This window comes from Haematospirillum jordaniae (genome assembly GCF_001611975.1).
In the GTDB taxonomy this organism is placed as follows: domain Bacteria; phylum Pseudomonadota; class Alphaproteobacteria; order Rhodospirillales; family Rhodospirillaceae; genus Haematospirillum; species Haematospirillum jordaniae.
The window spans coordinates 1652898-1669308 of the sequence record NZ_CP014525.1; the positions used below are offsets into that span (position 1 = coordinate 1652898).

At 52.9% G+C, this 16411-nt stretch carries 17 protein-coding genes; all 17 read left to right on the plus strand.

Annotation, left to right across the window (positions count from 1 at the left end):
- Window positions 1–106: 106 nt before the first annotated feature.
- A complete protein-coding gene (rpsB, locus tag AY555_RS07760; RefSeq protein WP_066135351.1) occupies window positions 107–892 on the plus strand; it encodes a 30S ribosomal protein S2 in 786 nt (261 codons plus the stop codon).
- A 165-nt stretch (window positions 893–1057) separates the two neighbouring features.
- Window positions 1058–1987: a translation elongation factor Ts gene (gene tsf, locus AY555_RS07765; RefSeq protein ID WP_066135353.1), complete on the plus strand. Its 930-nt coding sequence runs from the start codon at window positions 1058–1060 to the stop codon at window positions 1985–1987.
- Between the two features lie 139 nt (window positions 1988–2126).
- Window positions 2127–2852: a UMP kinase gene (pyrH, locus tag AY555_RS07770; protein ID WP_066136795.1), complete on the plus strand. Its 726-nt coding sequence runs from the start codon at window positions 2127–2129 to the stop codon at window positions 2850–2852.
- A 47-nt stretch (window positions 2853–2899) separates the two neighbouring features.
- Complete coding sequence (frr, locus tag AY555_RS07775; RefSeq protein ID WP_066136797.1) at window positions 2900–3421, plus strand: ribosome recycling factor; 522 nt, start codon at window positions 2900–2902, stop codon at window positions 3419–3421.
- 57 nt (window positions 3422–3478) lie between these two features.
- Entirely contained in the window at window positions 3479–4171 is a 693-nt protein-coding gene (locus AY555_RS07780; protein WP_280648682.1) for an isoprenyl transferase, read from the plus strand.
- Between the two features lie 27 nt (window positions 4172–4198).
- Window positions 4199–4963: a phosphatidate cytidylyltransferase gene (locus AY555_RS07785; protein ID WP_066136800.1), complete on the plus strand. Its 765-nt coding sequence runs from the start codon at window positions 4199–4201 to the stop codon at window positions 4961–4963.
- Complete coding sequence (locus tag AY555_RS07790; protein WP_066135355.1) at window positions 4963–6180, plus strand: 1-deoxy-D-xylulose-5-phosphate reductoisomerase; 1218 nt, start codon at window positions 4963–4965, stop codon at window positions 6178–6180. The genes AY555_RS07785 and AY555_RS07790 overlap by 1 nt, the downstream gene beginning before the upstream one ends.
- 52 nt (window positions 6181–6232) lie before the next feature.
- The gene (rseP, locus tag AY555_RS07795) at window positions 6233–7339 is read left to right on the plus strand and encodes an RIP metalloprotease RseP (RefSeq protein WP_066135357.1); all 1107 of its coding nucleotides are present in this window, start codon (window positions 6233–6235) and stop codon (window positions 7337–7339) included.
- A gap of 57 nt (window positions 7340–7396) precedes the next feature.
- A complete protein-coding gene (gene bamA, locus AY555_RS07800) occupies window positions 7397–9763 on the plus strand; it encodes an outer membrane protein assembly factor BamA (RefSeq protein WP_082812083.1) in 2367 nt (788 codons plus the stop codon).
- A complete protein-coding gene (locus AY555_RS07805) occupies window positions 9763–10362 on the plus strand; it encodes an OmpH family outer membrane protein (RefSeq protein WP_066135359.1) in 600 nt (199 codons plus the stop codon). The genes bamA and AY555_RS07805 overlap by 1 nt, the downstream gene beginning before the upstream one ends.
- A 5-nt stretch (window positions 10363–10367) precedes the next feature.
- Entirely contained in the window at window positions 10368–11387 is a 1020-nt protein-coding gene (gene lpxD / locus AY555_RS07810) for a UDP-3-O-(3-hydroxymyristoyl)glucosamine N-acyltransferase (RefSeq protein WP_066135361.1), read from the plus strand.
- Window positions 11388–11420: 33 nt separating this feature from the next.
- Window positions 11421–11906, plus strand: coding sequence for a 3-hydroxyacyl-ACP dehydratase FabZ (gene fabZ / locus AY555_RS07815; RefSeq protein WP_245176908.1), 486 nt, complete (start codon window positions 11421–11423; stop codon window positions 11904–11906).
- 7 nt (window positions 11907–11913) lie between these two features.
- The gene (gene lpxA / locus AY555_RS07820; RefSeq protein ID WP_066135365.1) at window positions 11914–12717 is read left to right on the plus strand and encodes an acyl-ACP--UDP-N-acetylglucosamine O-acyltransferase; all 804 of its coding nucleotides are present in this window, start codon (window positions 11914–11916) and stop codon (window positions 12715–12717) included.
- Window positions 12710–13552: an LpxI family protein gene (locus AY555_RS07825; protein ID WP_066135367.1), complete on the plus strand. Its 843-nt coding sequence runs from the start codon at window positions 12710–12712 to the stop codon at window positions 13550–13552. Before lpxA ends, AY555_RS07825 begins: the two co-directional genes overlap by 8 nt.
- Complete coding sequence (lpxB, locus tag AY555_RS07830) at window positions 13549–14727, plus strand: lipid-A-disaccharide synthase (protein WP_066135369.1); 1179 nt, start codon at window positions 13549–13551, stop codon at window positions 14725–14727. Before AY555_RS07825 ends, lpxB begins: the two co-directional genes overlap by 4 nt.
- Window positions 14728–14772: 45 nt before the next feature.
- Window positions 14773–15141: a lactoylglutathione lyase gene (gene gloA / locus AY555_RS07835; protein WP_066136803.1), complete on the plus strand. Its 369-nt coding sequence runs from the start codon at window positions 14773–14775 to the stop codon at window positions 15139–15141.
- Between the two features lie 128 nt (window positions 15142–15269).
- Window positions 15270–16400, plus strand: coding sequence for an efflux RND transporter periplasmic adaptor subunit (locus tag AY555_RS07840; RefSeq protein WP_066135371.1), 1131 nt, complete (start codon window positions 15270–15272; stop codon window positions 16398–16400).
- Window positions 16401–16411 lie beyond the last annotated feature (11 nt).

The following is a 16411-nucleotide window of genomic DNA, read 5'->3' on the forward strand; positions in this document are numbered from 1 at the left end:
ACGGGTGCACGGGCCCAAGGTCCCCCTGCTGAGGGGCTTCTGGTCCATCCGGTGCCGTTTATCGGCCACTTGCCCTGTGGAGGTATCAACCGGAAAAGAGGAAAAAATGGCTCTTCCGACATTTACACTGCGTCAGCTGGTCGAAGCTGGCTGCCACTTTGGTCACAACACCCGTCGCTGGAACCCCCGCATGAAGCCCTACCTGTACGGGGTTCGTGATGGAGTTCACATCATTGATCTCCAGCAGACCGTTCCGCTGTTGCAGCGCGCTATGGAAAAAGTGCGTGAAGTCACGTCTTCAGGTGGTCGCGTGCTGTTCGTTGGCACCAAACGTCAGGCTCAGGATATCGTTGCTGAAACAGCGCGTCGCTGCGGACAGTACTACGTCAATCACCGCTGGCTTGGCGGGATGCTGACCAACTGGAAGACAATATCAAACTCCATCAATCGTCTGCGTGAGCTGGAAGGGATGTTCGAGAGCGGTGCTGTCAACAGCTTTACCAAGCGTGAGCAGCTCAGCCTGACCCGCGAGATGGAGAAGCTTGATCGTGCCTTGGGTGGGATCAAGGATATGGGCGGCCTGCCCAGCATTCTCTTTATTGTCGACGTGACAAAGGAAGATCTGGCTGTTGCTGAGGCCCGCAAGCTTGGTATTCCCGTGGTTGCCATCGTTGACTCCAACGCCAGCCCAGAAGGTGTTGATTTCCCCGTTCCAGGTAATGATGATGCCATTCGTGCCATCACCACGTACTGTGATCTGATTGCGGGATCTGTTCTTTCGGGTATCCAGGCAGAGATGACGGCTGCTGGTGTTGATATTGGCGCATCGGAAGCGGCTCCTGTTGAGCCGGTCCTTGTCGCCGAGAATGACAGCGCCCAGGCAGAGGCCTGAGGCGTTCGCGGTTGAGGCGGTGCGGCGGCGACAGCAGTTGCCGCCGTTTTCCTGAGTGGCCCACTGCGCGTGAGGCTCTTCGAGATAACTGGATCATCGAGCTTACCAGCTATTTTGTGTGTTGTTGGTTGGTTTCGGTGCCCTGAAGAAGAAGGTGTTACCCTAATGGCTGAAATTACTGCTGCACTCGTAAAAGAACTGCGTGAAACATCTGGCGCCGGCATGATGGATTGCAAAAAAGCGCTGTCTGAGACTGGTGGGGATCTTGAAGCTGCGGTTGATTGGCTGAGAAAGAAGGGGCTTGCGGCTGCTGCCAAGAAAGCAGGGCGTGTTGCTGCCGAGGGGCTGGTCGCTGTTGCTGCCACCGGCACACGTGCTGCAGTCGTAGAGCTTAATGCTGAAACAGACTTTGTGGCCCGCAATGATCAGTTCCAGTCCCTTGCGCAGGGCATTGCCCAGGTGGCCCTTGGTGTGGATGGTGATGTTGATGCTTTGAAAGCTGCCGCTTTCCCGGGCTCTGGCCGCACTGTTGTTGATGAAGTGACTGCAGCGATTGCCTCCATTGGTGAAAATATGAACCTGCGACGTTACCAGGCGCTATCGGTGTCTTCTGGTATTGTTGCTTCTTATGTCCATACGGCAGTCAAGCCTGGCCTTGGTAAGATCGGTGTTCTTGTTGCGCTGGAATCCGAAGGTGATGTGGCTCGTCTTGAGGAAGTGGGCAAGCAGATCGCCATGCACGTTGCGGCTGCTAATCCGCAGTACCTTAATAAGGATCTGGTGGATACAGCTGCTTTGGACCGGGAGCGTGATGTGTTGGCCGATCAGGCCCGTGCATCCGGAAAGTCCGAGGACATCATTTCCAAGATGGTTGATGGTAGGCTGCGGAAGTTTTACGAAGAAGTGTGCTTGGTCGAGCAGATTTTTGTCATCGATGGTGAAACAAGAATTTCTGCCGTCATTGCCAATCTAGCCAAAGAACTTGGGAAGCCTGTGGAGCTGAAAGGCTTTGTGCGGTTTGCCTTGGGTGAGGGAGTAGAGAAGCAAGAATCCGACTTTGCTGCCGAGGTTGCTGCAGCTGCGGGACATGCTTGATCCTTTGTTGGATCTGCATTTCTTGTATTGATGTGGTAGGTGGCAACGCTGTGCAATTTAGCGAGTGTTGCCCCTTCCGCTTGCGTCTTGATGTCTTCGTGTCATTCTTTCATCCACTGTGCCTTTTGGAGTTCTGATCATGTTTGTCCTGTCAGCCTGTCGCCGCGTTATGCTCAAGCTATCTGGCGAAGGATTGATGGGGGATCGTGAATACGGTATGGACCGTGCTGTCATTGAGGCGATTGCCCGTGATGTGCGGTCTGTTGTGCAGGGCGGTGTGCAGGTTTGCTTGGTGATCGGCGGCGGCAATATATTCCGCGGTGTTTCTGGTGCTGCACAAGGGATGGACCGTGCCAGTGCCGACTATATGGGAATGCTGGCTACGGTTATGAATGCGCTTGCCGTGCAGAATGCGCTGGAGCAGATGGGTGTTGATACCCGGGTCCAGTCTGCTATTCCCATGTCTGCTGTTTGCGAGCCTTATATTCGGCGCAAGGCTGTGCGTCACATGGAGAAGGGGCGTGTCGTCATTTTTGCAGCAGGTACAGGTAACCCGTTTTTCACAACAGATACAGGCGCGGCCTTGCGTGCTGTTGAGGTTAATTGTGACGCCTTGCTGAAGGCTACCCAAGTTGACGGCGTCTATTCTGCTGATCCAAGAAAAGATTGTAATGCCAAGCGGTATGAAACGCTGAGCTATACAGAGGTTCTGACAAAGGATTTGCGTGTCATGGATGCCTCAGCTATTGCGTTGGCACGTGAAAATCGCTTGCCTGTTGTTGTTTTTAACATGCATGGAAATGGTGCTTTTGCCGCTGTTATGCGTGGTGAGGGGCGCTATACTGTTATTTCCGAGGAGAATTGATCGTGGCTGGTGACTATGCCTCGCTGAAGAAAGATATCCGGCACCGTATGGAGCAGGCCGTTGAGGTGATGAGAAAAGAGTTTGCCGGTTTGCGCACAGGACGTGCGCACATCAGCCTCCTTGATCCTGTGCAGGTTGAGGCTTATGGTCAGAGCATGCCATTGAACCAAGTGGGTACTGTTGGTTCTCCTGAGCCTAGGATGTTGACGGTCAGCGTTTGGGACAAGGGAATGGTCAAGGCAGCTGAGAAGGCTATTCGTGATGCCGGCCTTGGACTTAACCCCATGGCGGATGGCCAGACCATTCGCATTCCGGTCCCTCCCTTGACAGAGGAACGGCGCCAGGAATTGACGAAAGTTGCGGCCAAGTATGCAGAGACAACACGGATTGCCGTGCGTAATGTACGTCGTGACGGGAATGACAACCTGAAGAAAATGGAAAAAGATGGACTGATCTCACAGGATGAGCTTCATACTTATACCGCTGAAATACAGAAGATGACCGATGAGACGATCAAGTCCTTGGATGAGGTTCTTGATCATAAGCAGAAAGAGATCATGCAGGTATAGTGTTGTCGTGTAGCTTCTGTTTTAGCAGGTTTCTAACAAGCTGAAGGGTTTATAGCCTTGCATGTGGCAATCATCATGGATGGTAACGGTCGCTGGGCGCAGAAAAGAGGACTGCCCCGGGTGGCCGGTCACAAGCGTGGTGCTGACGCTGTAAAGGCTGTGGTTGAGGCTGCTCCCTCGCTTGGTATTGATCAGCTGACCTTGTTTGGCTTCTCGTCTGAGAACTGGAAGCGACCGCAGTCCGAGGTGTCTGCTTTGATGGGGTTGCTTCGTCTTTATCTAAAGTCTGAAATATCACGTCTGGATGCTGAGGGTGTGCGCCTGAGGTTTATGGGTGATCGCTGCGGATTGGCAGATGATATTGCTGCTCTGATGGCAGATGCAGAAGAAAGAACAGCTGGTAACGGTTTGCTCGATCTTGTGATCGCCATTAATTATGGCAGTCGGGCTGAGATTGTTTCAGCGGTTCAGAAGTTAGCCGGGATGGTCCGGGATGGGTTACTGGATGCAGGTTCAATTTCCGAGGATCTATTCTCATCTTCTTTGATGATTCCCGGTTTGCCCGATCCTGATCTTTTGATTCGGACCAGTGGTGAGCAAAGAATCAGTAATTTTCTCCTGTGGCAGTGTGCTTATACAGAGTTTGTTTTTACAGATGTCTTGTGGCCTGACTTCAATAAGGCTGAACTTGCAAAGTGTTTACAGGCTTTTGCAGGGCGGGACCGACGCTTTGGCGCCCTGACGGGCTGACTGTCATTATCGTGTATGGGGGTATCCGTGTTAGGAGCCAGAGTCTGTTCGGCGTTGTTTCTTGCTCCTGTTGTTCTTTTGGCAGTCTGGTTTGGTGATATTGCCTTTTCATCTGTCGTTGCTCTTGCGTCTGCCTTGATGATCTGGGAGTGGGACAGAATGTGCAGGGGGCGTTTTGGTGGTTGCGGGATGCTTGCTGCCGGAACTACGTTTGTGTCTGCCCTGTTGGCACCTCATTCCCCCTTTATTTCCTTGGGGCTTGTATGGGTCGGAACGCTGGTTGTTGCGGCATTCAGCCGCTCAGGCTGGCTTGCCATGGGTGTGCTTTATATTGGCCTTCCGTGCCTTGCTCTTTCTTGGCTGCGTGGTGAGACTGATGTCTGGACTCTCATGTGGCTTTTATTTGTTGTATGGGCAACGGATACTGGGGCTTACGTTTTTGGGCGCTCTATCGGTGGCCCTAAACTTGCTCCACGGATCAGCCCCAATAAGACATGGGCTGGTTTGCTGGGTGGCGCGGTGTGTGCTGCTCTAACGGGTGCTGCGTTGCCATTTATTTTGGATATGCCGGGTTGGCTGCTTGCGTTGGTTCTTGCCGCACTTCTTGCTGTTGTGGCCCAAGTTGGCGATCTTTTTGAGTCTTCTGTGAAAAGACGCTTCAGGGTCAAGGACAGTAGTGGGATTATACCGGGACACGGTGGTATTTTGGATCGTCTTGATGGCCTTGTTGCTGCAGCGCCTGTTGTTGTTTTGGTTGTTCTTGCCTTGGGTGGAGGCTTGGGGTCTTGGTGATGCAACGCCTACTTCACCGTGCAGAGCCTGTTGATTCCCGTCGTGTATCTGTTCTTGGCTCGACGGGTTCGGTTGGTACAAGCACTCTTGATCTTCTGTCTGCCAACCCGGAGAGATGGCATCTCGTTGCCTTGGTTGGTAATCGTAACATTGACCTTTTGGCGCGGCAGGCTCGCGCCTTTCACCCTGAAATTGTTGTGACTGCGGATCCAGCTCTTTATTCTGACCTGAAGATGGCGGTGGCCGGTACAGGTGTCGAGGTTGCTGCAGGGGGGGATGCCGTTATTGATGCAGCCTCTAGGCCGGCTGACTGGATCATGTCGTCTGTTGTGGGGGCTGCTGGTCTTGCTCCGACCTTGGCCGCTGTTCGGCAAGGAACTGTTGTTGCTTTGGCAAACAAGGAATCGCTTGTTTGCGCAGGTCGCCTTGTTATGTCTGAGGTGGCGCGTTGCGGTGCAACTCTTTTGCCGGTCGATTCAGAGCATTCCGCCATTTTCCAGGCTCTTGACCAGTCTGTGGCGGATCAGGTTGAAAAATTGACGCTGACGGCTTCTGGTGGTCCTTTCCGCCAATTCTCTGTGGAGCAGATGCGCGATGTAACCCCGGATGAGGCTGTTTCTCACCCTGTTTGGTCTATGGGTGCGAAGATTTCGGTTGATTCTGCAACGATGATGAACAAGGGGCTGGAGCTGATTGAAGCCAGTCACCTGTTTGGTGTCAATGAAGACTGTATCGATATTGTTGTTCATCCGCAGTCCGTTATTCATTCCATGGTGTCTTACAAGGATGGATCTATCCTTGCGCAGATGGGTGCGCCGGATATGCGAATTCCGATTGCCTTTGCTCTTGGGTGGCCTGGCCGGATGGAGGCCCGTACGGATAGGCTGGACTGGCATGCCTTGGGGGCCTTGACGTTCGAGCCTCCTGACGAAAACCGTTTTCCCGCTCTTCGTCTTGCTCGTCTTGCCCTGCGTCAGGGTGGTGGTGCCCCGACTGTTCTTAATGCAGCCAATGAGATTGCTGTTGCTCGTTTTCTTGATGGTTCCTTGCGCTTTACCGATATTGCCGCTGTGGTCGAGGAAACGCTGGCCCGTCTTTCGGGCTGCCCGGAACCTGAGCATCTTTCCGATGTTCTGGAAGTTGACCGTCAGGCCCGCGAGATTGCGGTACAGATGTGTCAGGCCCGATTATCCGGAGTAGCTTCTGGTCGCGGTTGATGGTGTTATTGCGGTCTCCATAAATTCCTGAAGGATACGGATACGTTGCGTCATGGATGTTTTTTCATTTTTCTCCACCTATCTCGTTCCGTTCCTTCTGACGCTGACTGTCGTGGTTTTTGTCCATGAGTTGGGGCATTTTCTTGTAGCGCGCTGGAATGGTGTGCATGTGGAGGTCTTTTCCATTGGCTTTGGCCCCGAAATTGTCGGCTTTGATGATGCGCGTGGAACACGTTGGAAAATATCGCTGATTCCTTTGGGGGGCTATGTCCGGTTTCTGGGCGATGCCGATGCCTCCAGTTCGGTGGCTGCCGATGTGGCTTCTGAAGATCGTGAGCGTGCTTTTGCAGCCAAGCGGGTATGGCAAAGGGCAGCCATTGTTTTTGCGGGGCCTGCTGCGAATTTCTTGTTTGCCCTTGTTGTGTTCTCTCTTGTTTTTATGTTTGTCGGCAAACCGTTTACGCCGGCTGTCGTTGATCGTGTCAGCGAAGGAAGTCCTGCTGCTACGGCTGGTATTCAGCCCGGAGACGAAATTATTGCCATAGAGGGGCGGGCTGTTCGTCAGTTCGAAGATCTTCGTATGTTGGTACCTGTTTACGGCGCGGCTCCCATGCGTGTAACGGTTCTGCGCGATGGGCAGGAGCTGGTTCTCCATACGGTCCCAGAATGGCGGGAGATGCCTGATGGGTTTGGGAAAACACAGAAAATCCCTGTCTTGGGTGTGTCCTCCTCTGGTTCAGCGTTCCGTATTGAACGTCTGGGCCCGCTTGATTCCATTGTTGAGGCCGTGAACCGGACATGGTCTGTGAGTGTCAGTACACTGACAGCCCTTGGTCAGATTGTTGTCGGAACTAGGGGCGTAGAGGATCTTGGTGGCCCTATACGTATCGCTGAGTATTCCGGCAATGCGGCGCAGCTCGGCTTTCTCAGCATGATTATGTTTGTCGCTATCTTGTCCGTTAACTTGGGCCTGATTAACCTGTTTCCTGTTCCTGCCCTAGATGGGGGGCACCTTGTTCTTTACGCGTGGGAGGCTGTTTGTGGCCGCCCCTTGGGCGAGAAAGCCCAAGAGATTGGTTTGAGGATTGGACTTATCCTTCTCTTCGGGCTAATGATCTTCACGACTTGGAATGATATTCTGCGATTGATCGCAGGGTAGCACTCCGGCTAGTTTTGTTCTGTCCTGCTTTTGTCATTCTCCTGTGCGGGGGTTTCCTTGTCTGGTCGTTCTTATCCCGCCCTTGTGGCTCCTGTGCTGACGCTGACAGCTGTCGGGGCACTTGCTTTCGCTTTTTCTCCCGGTTTGGTCCTGTCCGAGGCCCAAGCGCGTCCCGTTTCGACTCAGGATTCTGCGGTTGTTGCCCTTTCTGAGATCCGGGTCGAGGGTAACCAGAGAATTGAGGCTGAAACAGTCAAAGCCTACATGACGCTTCGTCCCGGTGACAAACTGGGGCCTGACAGTGTTGATGGGTCTCTGAAGAGTTTGTTTGCAACCGGTCTTTTTGCCGATGTTTCGATCACCCGCAGCGGTTCTGCTCTTCTTGTGAAGGTCGTGGAAAATCCGATCATTAATCGCGTTGTTTTTGAAGGGAACAGACGGATTGATGAGAAGAAGCTTCAGACAGAGTTGCAGCTGCGGCCCCGTCATGTTTATACCAGAACCAAGGTTCAGGAAGATGTGAAGCGCGTTCTGGATGTCTATCGGCGCAGTGGGCGGTTTGCTGTTACGGTCGAACCCAAAATCATAGAGCTTGAGCAAAATCGCGTTGACTTGGTTTTTGAGGTCAATGAAGGGCCGTCTACGTATGTTCAGAGGATTAATTTCGTCGGAAACAAGAAATACTCCGATGATCTTCTCAAAGAGATGATTGCGACCAAGGAAGAGCGTTGGTATCGCTTCCTGTCTTCTTCCGATACATACGATCCTGATCGTATGAACTATGACCGGGAGCTGCTGCGTCGGTTCTATTTGCGTCAAGGCTACTCCGATTTTCGGGTTATTTCTTCAGTTGCGGAGTTAACCCCCGATCGTTCCGGTTTTTTCATGACCTTCACGGTCGATGAAGGTGAGCGCTATACGTTCGGAGAGCAAAAGATAGAGATTGCGCTTCCGGATATGGATGCTGTTGATCTGTCTTCTGTCATCGTCGGGCAGAAAGGCGATTGGTATAATGCGGATTATGTTGAGGAAACCGTTCAGGCATTGACTGATGCTGTCGGTGCCTTGGGGTATGCCTTTGTTGATGTGCGCCCACGTGTGAAACGTGACCGCAAATCCCGTATTATCGATATTGTTTACGAGATTCAGGAAGGTCCGCGGGTTTACGTTGATCGTATCGATATATCGGGCAATATGCGGACTCTTGACAGTGTTCTGCGTCGTGAGATGCAGCTTGTTGAAGGCGACGCCTTTAATTCAGCGCGTTTGCGGCGTTCCCGCGATAAGATCCGTAATCTTGGTTTTTTCGAAAAAGTTGAAGTGACCAACGTTCCCTCCGAGACTGCGCCGGATCAAACAACGGTCAAGGTTGACGTACGTGAACGTTCAACTGGAAGCTTGATGTTTGGCGTCGGATGGTCCAGTAGCGATGGTGCTCTGTTCAATACATCTCTGAGTGAGCGTAACCTGCTCGGTAAGGGACAGGACGTCAGGCTTTCGTTAACGGCTGCCGAGCGCAAGCAGGAAGTTGAACTTGGTTTTACAGAGCCTTACTTCCTTGATCGTCCCTTGGCTGCTGGTTTTGATGTCTTTGCTCGTGAGCGTGACCGGCAGCGGGAGTCATCTTACGACATCAAGGAAATGGGCGTTGGTTTGCGCTTGGGCTTTGACTATGACGAGCATTGGCGCCAAGGGCTTCGCTACACGATCAGCGAAACCGAGATTACCAAGGTCAAGGCTACGGCTTCGCGTTATTTGCGCGGGGCTCGCCAATCTGGATCTGCCAGCCGGATCAATGAAGGCAAGAGCGTTTTGTCCATGGTCGGGCAGACCCTTTCCTATGACCGTCGCGATAATGTGATAGAGCCAAAGGAAGGCTATATCGTGCGTCTGAGTACGGATGTTGCCGGTGCTGGAGGTAGCGAAAAGTTTGTCAGGGGCGCACTCGACGCGCAGCAGTATATTTCGGTTACTGACGATGCTGTTCTGATGCAACAGGGTATGATTGGTGCTGTTGAAGGGCTTGGGCAGGATGTTCGTTTTGTAAGAAACTACTACTTAGGCGGTGATAACCTGCGTGGCTTCAAGTACGGCGGTGCGGGCCCCCGAGATAAGTTGACGGGTGACTCCTTTGGTGCCAAGTGGATTGCCGCCGGTACGACAGAGCTTCGTTTTCCTCTTGGCTTGCCTGAAGAGTTGGGCATATCTGCCAAGTCATTCGTAGACTATGGTATTTCAGGTGAACCGGACGGTGTGCTTGCATCTGAGGTTAACAAGTCTAGCAAGGCGCGCGTTTCTGCTGGTGTGGGATTGGTTTGGAAGTCTCCGATGGGGCCTGTCAGCATTGATCTTGCCCAAGCGCTGGTAAAAGAAAACTATGACAAGACCGAGTTCTTCCGCTTTAACTTCGGAACGCGTTTCTGATGTATTTGCGGTACGTTGCTAGGGTTTGTATTTCCTGCCTTGTCTTGCTGCTTCAGATCTCTTTGGCGCATGCAGGGAGAGAGGAGTATGCTTTCGGTGTTCTAGATCAGCAAAAGATCATGGCTGAGTCCTCGGCGGCTCGTATGGTTTTTGCTGACCGGGACAGGTACCAAGAGGTTTACCAAGGCGAAACTGCAAAGCAGGAGAAGAAGCTGAGGGCTGAGGATGAGTCTCTCTTGAAACTTCGTGCTACGCTTTCTCAGGAGGAGCTTGCCCGCCGTCAACAGGCATTCCAAGGGCGGGTGACGCGTTTCCAGAAGCAGATTCAAGCCAAGCGCGCTGCCTTGGAGCATTCATTTGCAAAGGCTATGGCTGAGGTGCAGTCTGCCTTGATAAAGATTGTGCATGGCGTGGCGCAGGAAAAGGGCATGAGCGTCATTTTTTACCGGTCCCAAGTTTTTCTTTTCGACCCCCGGGTTGATATCACAGATGAAGTTCTGGAGCGTCTGAACAGAGATCTTCCCCATCTTTCCATGTTGGATCCGTCATTGTTGGCGGATCCAGATGAAACGGGTGGAGTTCTGGAAGGAGAGAGGTAAGTTCGTTGGCTGACCCACGTTTCTTCAACAAGGCTGGTCCTTTTCGTCTGGTTGATCTTGCTGCGGCCGCAGATGCAGCGATCCCTGACCAAGGCAAGGATCTGGTGATACATGACGTTGCCCCTCTGTCAACGGCCGGGGCTGGTCATCTTTCTTTTTTGGATAACCGGGCTTATTTGCCTCAGTTTCGCTCTACCAAGGCGGCTGCTTGCGTTGTACATCCATCGCACCGTGATGCGGCGCCTCCGGGTGTTGCCTTGTTGTTCAGCGATGATCCGTATCGAGCTTACGCTAGGATAGCTGCACTTTTCTACCCTGGTTCGCACCTAGGGCCGAGTATCCACCCGTCAGCTGTCCTTGATTCTTCGGCCAGCCTCGGCGACGGAGTTGTTATTGAGGCCGGCGCTGTTGTTGGTGCTCGTGTTTCTATTGGAGCCGGGACAGTCGTCGGGCCCAATGCTGTTATTGGTACTGGGGTTGTTCTGGGCAGGGGATGTGTGGTTGGTGCCAATGCGTCCGTTACGCACACGGTTGCAGGGGACAAGGTTATTATATATCCAGGCTGCCGTATTGGTCAGGATGGTTTTGGCTTTGCCATGGGTGCTGCTGGGCATTTGAAGGTTCCCCAGCTGGGTCGTGTTGTTATTGGGGACGATGTGGAAATTGGTGCGAATGCAACAATTGACCGTGGCTCTGGCCCAGATACGGTTATTGGATCTGGTTGCCGGATTGATAATCTTGTCCAGATTGCCCATAACGTTGAGGTAGGGGCTGGTTCTGTCATCGTTTCCCAGGTTGGGATATCGGGCAGCACAAAGCTTGGAAAAGGTGTTGTTATTGGTGGTCAGGGTGGTATTGCCGGTCATCTTGTGATTGGTGATGGTGCCCAGATTGCGGCGCAGTCTGGCGTGATGCGTGATGTTGATGCGCGCGCGGTGGTGATGGGATATCCCGCCAAGCCGATTAAGGAGTTCTGGCGCGAGGTTGCTGCCTTGGGCAAGCTGATTTCCCGTCGGTCCTCCTAGCACCATGTTTTTGAGATAGATGGACAGATAGAGATGACAAATAATTTAGCCAAAGAGATGCCATCGTCGTCCGTTGATTTTGAGCGGATCGATGTGGAACGGATTATGGAGATGATCCCACATCGTTACCCCATGTTGATGGTGGATTGTCTTGAGAATGTATGTCTTGGGCTTTCTGCTGTTGGTGTAAAGAATGTCTCTGTTAACGAACCGTTCTTTCAAGGGCATTTTCCCGGGCGTCCCGTTATGCCCGGTGTGCTGATTGTTGAAGCCATGGCCCAGACATCGGCTGTTCTTGTTGTTGCTACTTTGGGCGAGGCCGCAGAGGGCAAGCTGGTGTACTTCATGAGTGTGGAGAGCGCAAAGTTCCGCCGACCTGTTGTTCCCGGTGATCGTCTGGAGCTACATGTCTTTAAGGAGCATGCCCGCAAGAATGTGTGGAAGTTCCGGGCAGAGGGACGTGTGGGCAATACCGTTGTTGCCGAGGCAACATATGCGGCCATGATCATGGATAGTTGATGCCACTATGCCCTTGATACACCCCACCGCAATCATTGATCCAGCTGCCCGCCTGGCAGAAGGCGTTTCTGTTGGAGCGTTCTCTGTTATAGGTCCCGATGTTGAACTGGGGGAGGATGTTACTGTCTCCTCGCATGTTGTTATTGATGGCAGAACCTGCATTGGGTCCGGTACCCGTATTTTTCCCTTTGCCTCAATAGGGCTGGCTCCCCAGGATCTCAAGTACAAGGGCGAACCATCCCGGCTTGAGATTGGGCGCGACTGCCTTATTCGTGAACATGTAACCGTGAACATTGGTACAGAAGGCGGGGGAATGCTGACTTCTGTTGGTGATCAGGTCATGTTGGCCGTGGGATGCCACGTGGCTCACGATTGCCGGATTGGTCGTGGTGTTCTGGTTATGAATCATGTTCTGTTGGGTGGGCATGTCGAGATTGATGATTTTGCCGTTATTGGTGGTGGCGCTGCCGTTCATCAGTTTGTCCGCATAGGGTGCCATGCCATGGTTGGTGGGTTATCAGGTGTGGAAGGTGATATTATTCCCTATGGTACGGTCATGGGGAATCGTGCCCGTTTGGAAGGCCTGAATCTTGTCGGTCTCAAGCGTCGGGGTTTTGGGCGAGCTGACATTCATAGCCTGAGAAGCGCATTCAAGATACTGTTCCAAGCTGGTGATAGCGCATCAGTCTTGTCTGAACGCATAGAAGATGTTCGGTCCCGTTGGCCTGACTGCGAGCCTGTTCAAGCCGTTGTCCGCTTCTTGGATACAGATTCCTCCCGGTCGTTTTGTCGGCCGATGGACAATGGGTGAGCATACCGTGGTTCTGGGGATTGTAGCAGGAAGCGGCGATCTTCCTGCCCAAGCGGCTGATGCGTGCCGTCAGGGTGGTCGTCCTTATTTCGTGCTGGCTCTTAAGGGTTATGCCGAGCCATCTTGGGTTGGCGCCCATCCCCATGTGTGGGTTCGCTTGGGGGCCGCCGCAGAGGGTTTTGCGGCACTAAAAAAGGCTGGCGTTACAGATGTTGTGATGATTGGTGCCGTTCGTCGTCCGGGATTCCTGGACTTGTGTCCGGATTGGCGTGCTGCCCGGCTTTTTGCCCGGATTGGTCTGCGGGCACTGGGCGACGATGGTTTGCTTCGGGCTGTGATTGCCGAGTTTGAGGCAGAGGGATTCAGGGTTATCGGCATTGATGATGTGTTGCGTGATGTTGTGATGCCTCGCGGGGTTCTGGGTCGTCATGCTCCGGATAACCAAGCTCGGCAGGATATCATAAGGGGAGCCGAGGTAGCACGGAGTCTTGGTCTTCTTGATGTCGGACAGGGTGTCGTGGTTCAGCAAGGCATTGTGTTGGCCGTCGAGGCGGTCGAAGGGACAGATGCAATGCTGTCCCGTTGCTTGGATTTGCGCAGGGATGGGAATGGAGGCGTTCTTGTCAAAATGCGTAAACCCGCCCAGGAACAGCGTACAGATCTCCCTACAATTGGCCCGGAAACTGTGCGGGCTGCTTTTGCGGCCGGTTTGCGCGGTGTGGCTATTCAGAGCGGAGCAGGCCTGTTTGTTCATCGTAGTGAAGCTGTTTCTGAAGCAGATCGGCTGGGATTATTTGTTGTTGGGGTTGATGAAGCAGGGCACGTGCCGGCATGACATCTGATATTCCCCTGTTCTTTATTGTCACCGGCGAACCTTCGGGCGATGTTCTGGGGGCGCGCCTGATGGCTGCGCTAAAGCGGGCGACGGGGGGACGTATCCGTTTCATGGGAGTTGGCGGTGAAAGTATGGCCGCCGAGGGCCTAGAGAGTCTACTTGATCAGTCTGAGCTGGCTGTTATGGGGCTGGTCGAGGTTATTCCCCGTATTCCACGTGTTCTTGCTATCATTCGTAGTCTTACAGATCGCATTGTGCAGGAATCACCTGTTGCGTTGATCACGGTTGATTCATGGGGGTTTACGGGCCGTTTGCAGCGTTCGGTTGCTAAGGCATCTCCATCTGTGCGGCGTATTCATTATGTTGCTCCCATGGTATGGGCGTGGAAAGAAACCCGTGCAAAAACAGTTGCTCGCACGGTACAAGCGCTTTTGTGTCTTCTTCCCAACGAGCCTTCTTGGTTCCGCCCTTATGGCTTGGAGTGTTGTCACGTTGGGCATCCTGTCGTTGGAAGCGGGGCTGACAGGGGAGATGGGGCGCTTTTCCGCGCACAGCACAATATAGCCCCTGATAGTCCCGTTCTTTGTGTTCTTCCTGGCAGCCGCCATAGCGAAACGTCGCGTCTGTTGCCTGTTTTGAAGGATGTTGTAACGTCCTTGGTGGCCAAAAGCCCCGATCTGGTTGTTGTTGTACCAACGGTAGCAACCGTTTCAGCAATGGTTGCAGAAACTGTAAAGGGTTGGCCGGCCAGAGTTGTGCTTGTCCGGGGGGAGCAGGATCGCTATGCCGCATTTGCCGCTTCAACAGCGGCTGTTGCTGCCTCGGGTACGGTTACACTGGAGCTGGCAATGGCCAACGTTCCGCATTGCATTATCTATCGCGTTGCTCCTCTGACAGCGTGGATCTTCCGGCGCCTGACCAGGCTTCGCTTTGTGAATTTGATCAATATTGTACGTGATTGTGAGATTGTGCCCGAACTTCTGCAGGAGAAGTGTGTGTCAGAGCGTATTGCGCCTGTTGTTCAGGCTCTTTTGTATGATCCGTCGCAAAGAGAAGCGCAGCGCCTTGAATTTGCCCAATCCTTGCGCTACTTGGCCGGTGGAGATGGTGATCCTGCGGACCGTGCTGCTGCCGCCGTCCTAGAATTTTCCGGGGTTGGGAATCCTGTTCCGTAGTTTTTCAAGGGGAGACAGAGTGTGACGTTTCAATTTCTGCATACCATGATCCGTGTCCTGAATCTGGAAGCGTCGGTTGATTTTTATACTCGCCACCTTGGTATGCAGATGTTGCGTCGCCGTGATTATCCTGAAGGACGCTTTACGCTGGTGTTTGTGGGCTATGGCGAAGAAAATGACCATACGGTCCTAGAGTTAACCCATAATTGGGATCAAGCTGCCCCGTATGAGATTGGGACGGGGTTTGGCCACCTTGCCTTGGGTGTCCAAGATATTTATGCAACTTGCGAGTCTCTGAGGGCCGAGGGTGTGCGTATCACGCGTGAACCAGGCCCCATGAAGCACGGCAAGACGTTGATCGCATTCATTGAAGATCCTGATGGGTATAAAATAGAGTTGATTCAGAAGGCATAGCATCAACCGTATCTATGCTGTTCTGTGTCTACCCAAGAAACCAACGGCGTAATTTATCATTCTTTATATGTTTAGATGCTACAATTTGAGCCGGGTCTCAGATCCTTCTCTTTTCCAATGATTTGGGGATGAATTTGTTTAAGCTGGAATCGGTTGCGCGCAAGCCTGTCTTGATCACGATTGGGGTAGGTTTGGTCTTGGCGTTGGTTATAGGGCTTGGCCTTTTTCGGGAGGTGGCGATTGCCAGATTTCTGGCAAACCTACCGGAACCGGAACATGCCGTGGCTGTAATCGTTGCCGCTGAAGACCATTGGGAGCAAACCATTCCGGCCATTGGTACCTTGGAGGCAGAGCAGGGTGTTCTGGTTTCCAGTGCGGTTGGCGGGCTTGTGAAGGCTATCCGGGTGTCTTCAGGGGCGTCAGTCAAGGCCGATGATACCTTGGTTGAGCTGGATGCAGACGTTGAGAGAGCCAATCTGCGATCGGCAGAAGCCAAGGTTACGCTACAGCGGCTTACTGTTCAGCGTTTGCGTAGTCTGCGTAAAGTGGATGCAGCCTCTCAAGCCAATCTTGATGAGGCGGAGGCCAATCTCAATTCCGTTACGGCAAATGCTGAGTCCCTGCGAGCCACAATTGAGCGCAAGGTTATACGTGCCCCCTTTGATGGCGATCTCGGGCTTGTGCGTCCAGATCTTGGGCAGTATGTCCAGCCCGGTGATGCCCTTGTAAATCTACAGAATCTTTCAGCAATGCGTCTGAATGCAGGTGTGGAACAAGATATTCTGCCCTTGTTGAAGATTGGTCAGGCCGTGCATGCATCAGTTGTCGCTTATCCAGGTCAAGTATTTGAGGGAATACTCAGCGCCATGGAGCCATCTGTTGATGGAAGTGGCTTGGTTCGCATACAGGCAAGTTTTTCCAATATTGACAGGAAGCTGCGCCCGGGCATGTTTGCAAGAATTGAGATATCCCGTGGTCAGAGCGAGGCAGTGGTTACGTTGCCGGTTACAGCCGTGACGTACTCTCTGTACGGAGAAACAGTCTATAAAGTTGAAGATGATGGAAGCGGGGTTCTTCGCTCTGTTCCAACCGTTGTGCGTATAGGGGAGCGTCGTGACGGCCGCGTCCGGATTCTGGAAGGGATCAAGGCCGGTGACCGTGTTGTTGCCGTCGGTGGGTTCAAACTTTCTCGTGGGGCGCGGATCAAGATTGTTGATGATGGCCGGCTGTCATCTCCGCCCGTTCTGGGCTTGGACTGATTGGAGGCCAC

Bases quoted from the DNA above. Each gene is read 5' to 3' on its own strand.
- rpsB (WP_066135351.1), top strand. From the start codon at position 107: ATGGCTCTTCCGACATTTACACTGCGTCAGCTGGTCGAAGCTGGCTGC.
- tsf (WP_066135353.1), top strand. From the start codon at position 1,058: ATGGCTGAAATTACTGCTGCACTCGTAAAAGAACTGCGTGAAACATCT.
- pyrH (WP_066136795.1), top strand. From the start codon at position 2,127: ATGTTTGTCCTGTCAGCCTGTCGCCGCGTTATGCTCAAGCTATCTGGC.
- frr (WP_066136797.1), top strand. From the start codon at position 2,900: ATGGAGCAGGCCGTTGAGGTGATGAGAAAAGAGTTTGCCGGTTTGCGC.
- AY555_RS07790 (WP_066135355.1), top strand. From the start codon at position 4,963: ATGCAACGCCTACTTCACCGTGCAGAGCCTGTTGATTCCCGTCGTGTA.
- rseP (WP_066135357.1), top strand. From the start codon at position 6,233: ATGGATGTTTTTTCATTTTTCTCCACCTATCTCGTTCCGTTCCTTCTG.
- AY555_RS07805 (WP_066135359.1), top strand. From the start codon at position 9,763: ATGTATTTGCGGTACGTTGCTAGGGTTTGTATTTCCTGCCTTGTCTTG.
- fabZ (WP_245176908.1), top strand. From the start codon at position 11,421: ATGACAAATAATTTAGCCAAAGAGATGCCATCGTCGTCCGTTGATTTT.
- lpxA (WP_066135365.1), top strand. From the start codon at position 11,914: ATGCCCTTGATACACCCCACCGCAATCATTGATCCAGCTGCCCGCCTG.
- AY555_RS07825 (WP_066135367.1), top strand. From the start codon at position 12,710: ATGGGTGAGCATACCGTGGTTCTGGGGATTGTAGCAGGAAGCGGCGAT.
- lpxB (WP_066135369.1), top strand. From the start codon at position 13,549: ATGACATCTGATATTCCCCTGTTCTTTATTGTCACCGGCGAACCTTCG.
- gloA (WP_066136803.1), top strand. From the start codon at position 14,773: ATGATCCGTGTCCTGAATCTGGAAGCGTCGGTTGATTTTTATACTCGC.
- AY555_RS07840 (WP_066135371.1), top strand. From the start codon at position 15,270: ATGAATTTGTTTAAGCTGGAATCGGTTGCGCGCAAGCCTGTCTTGATC.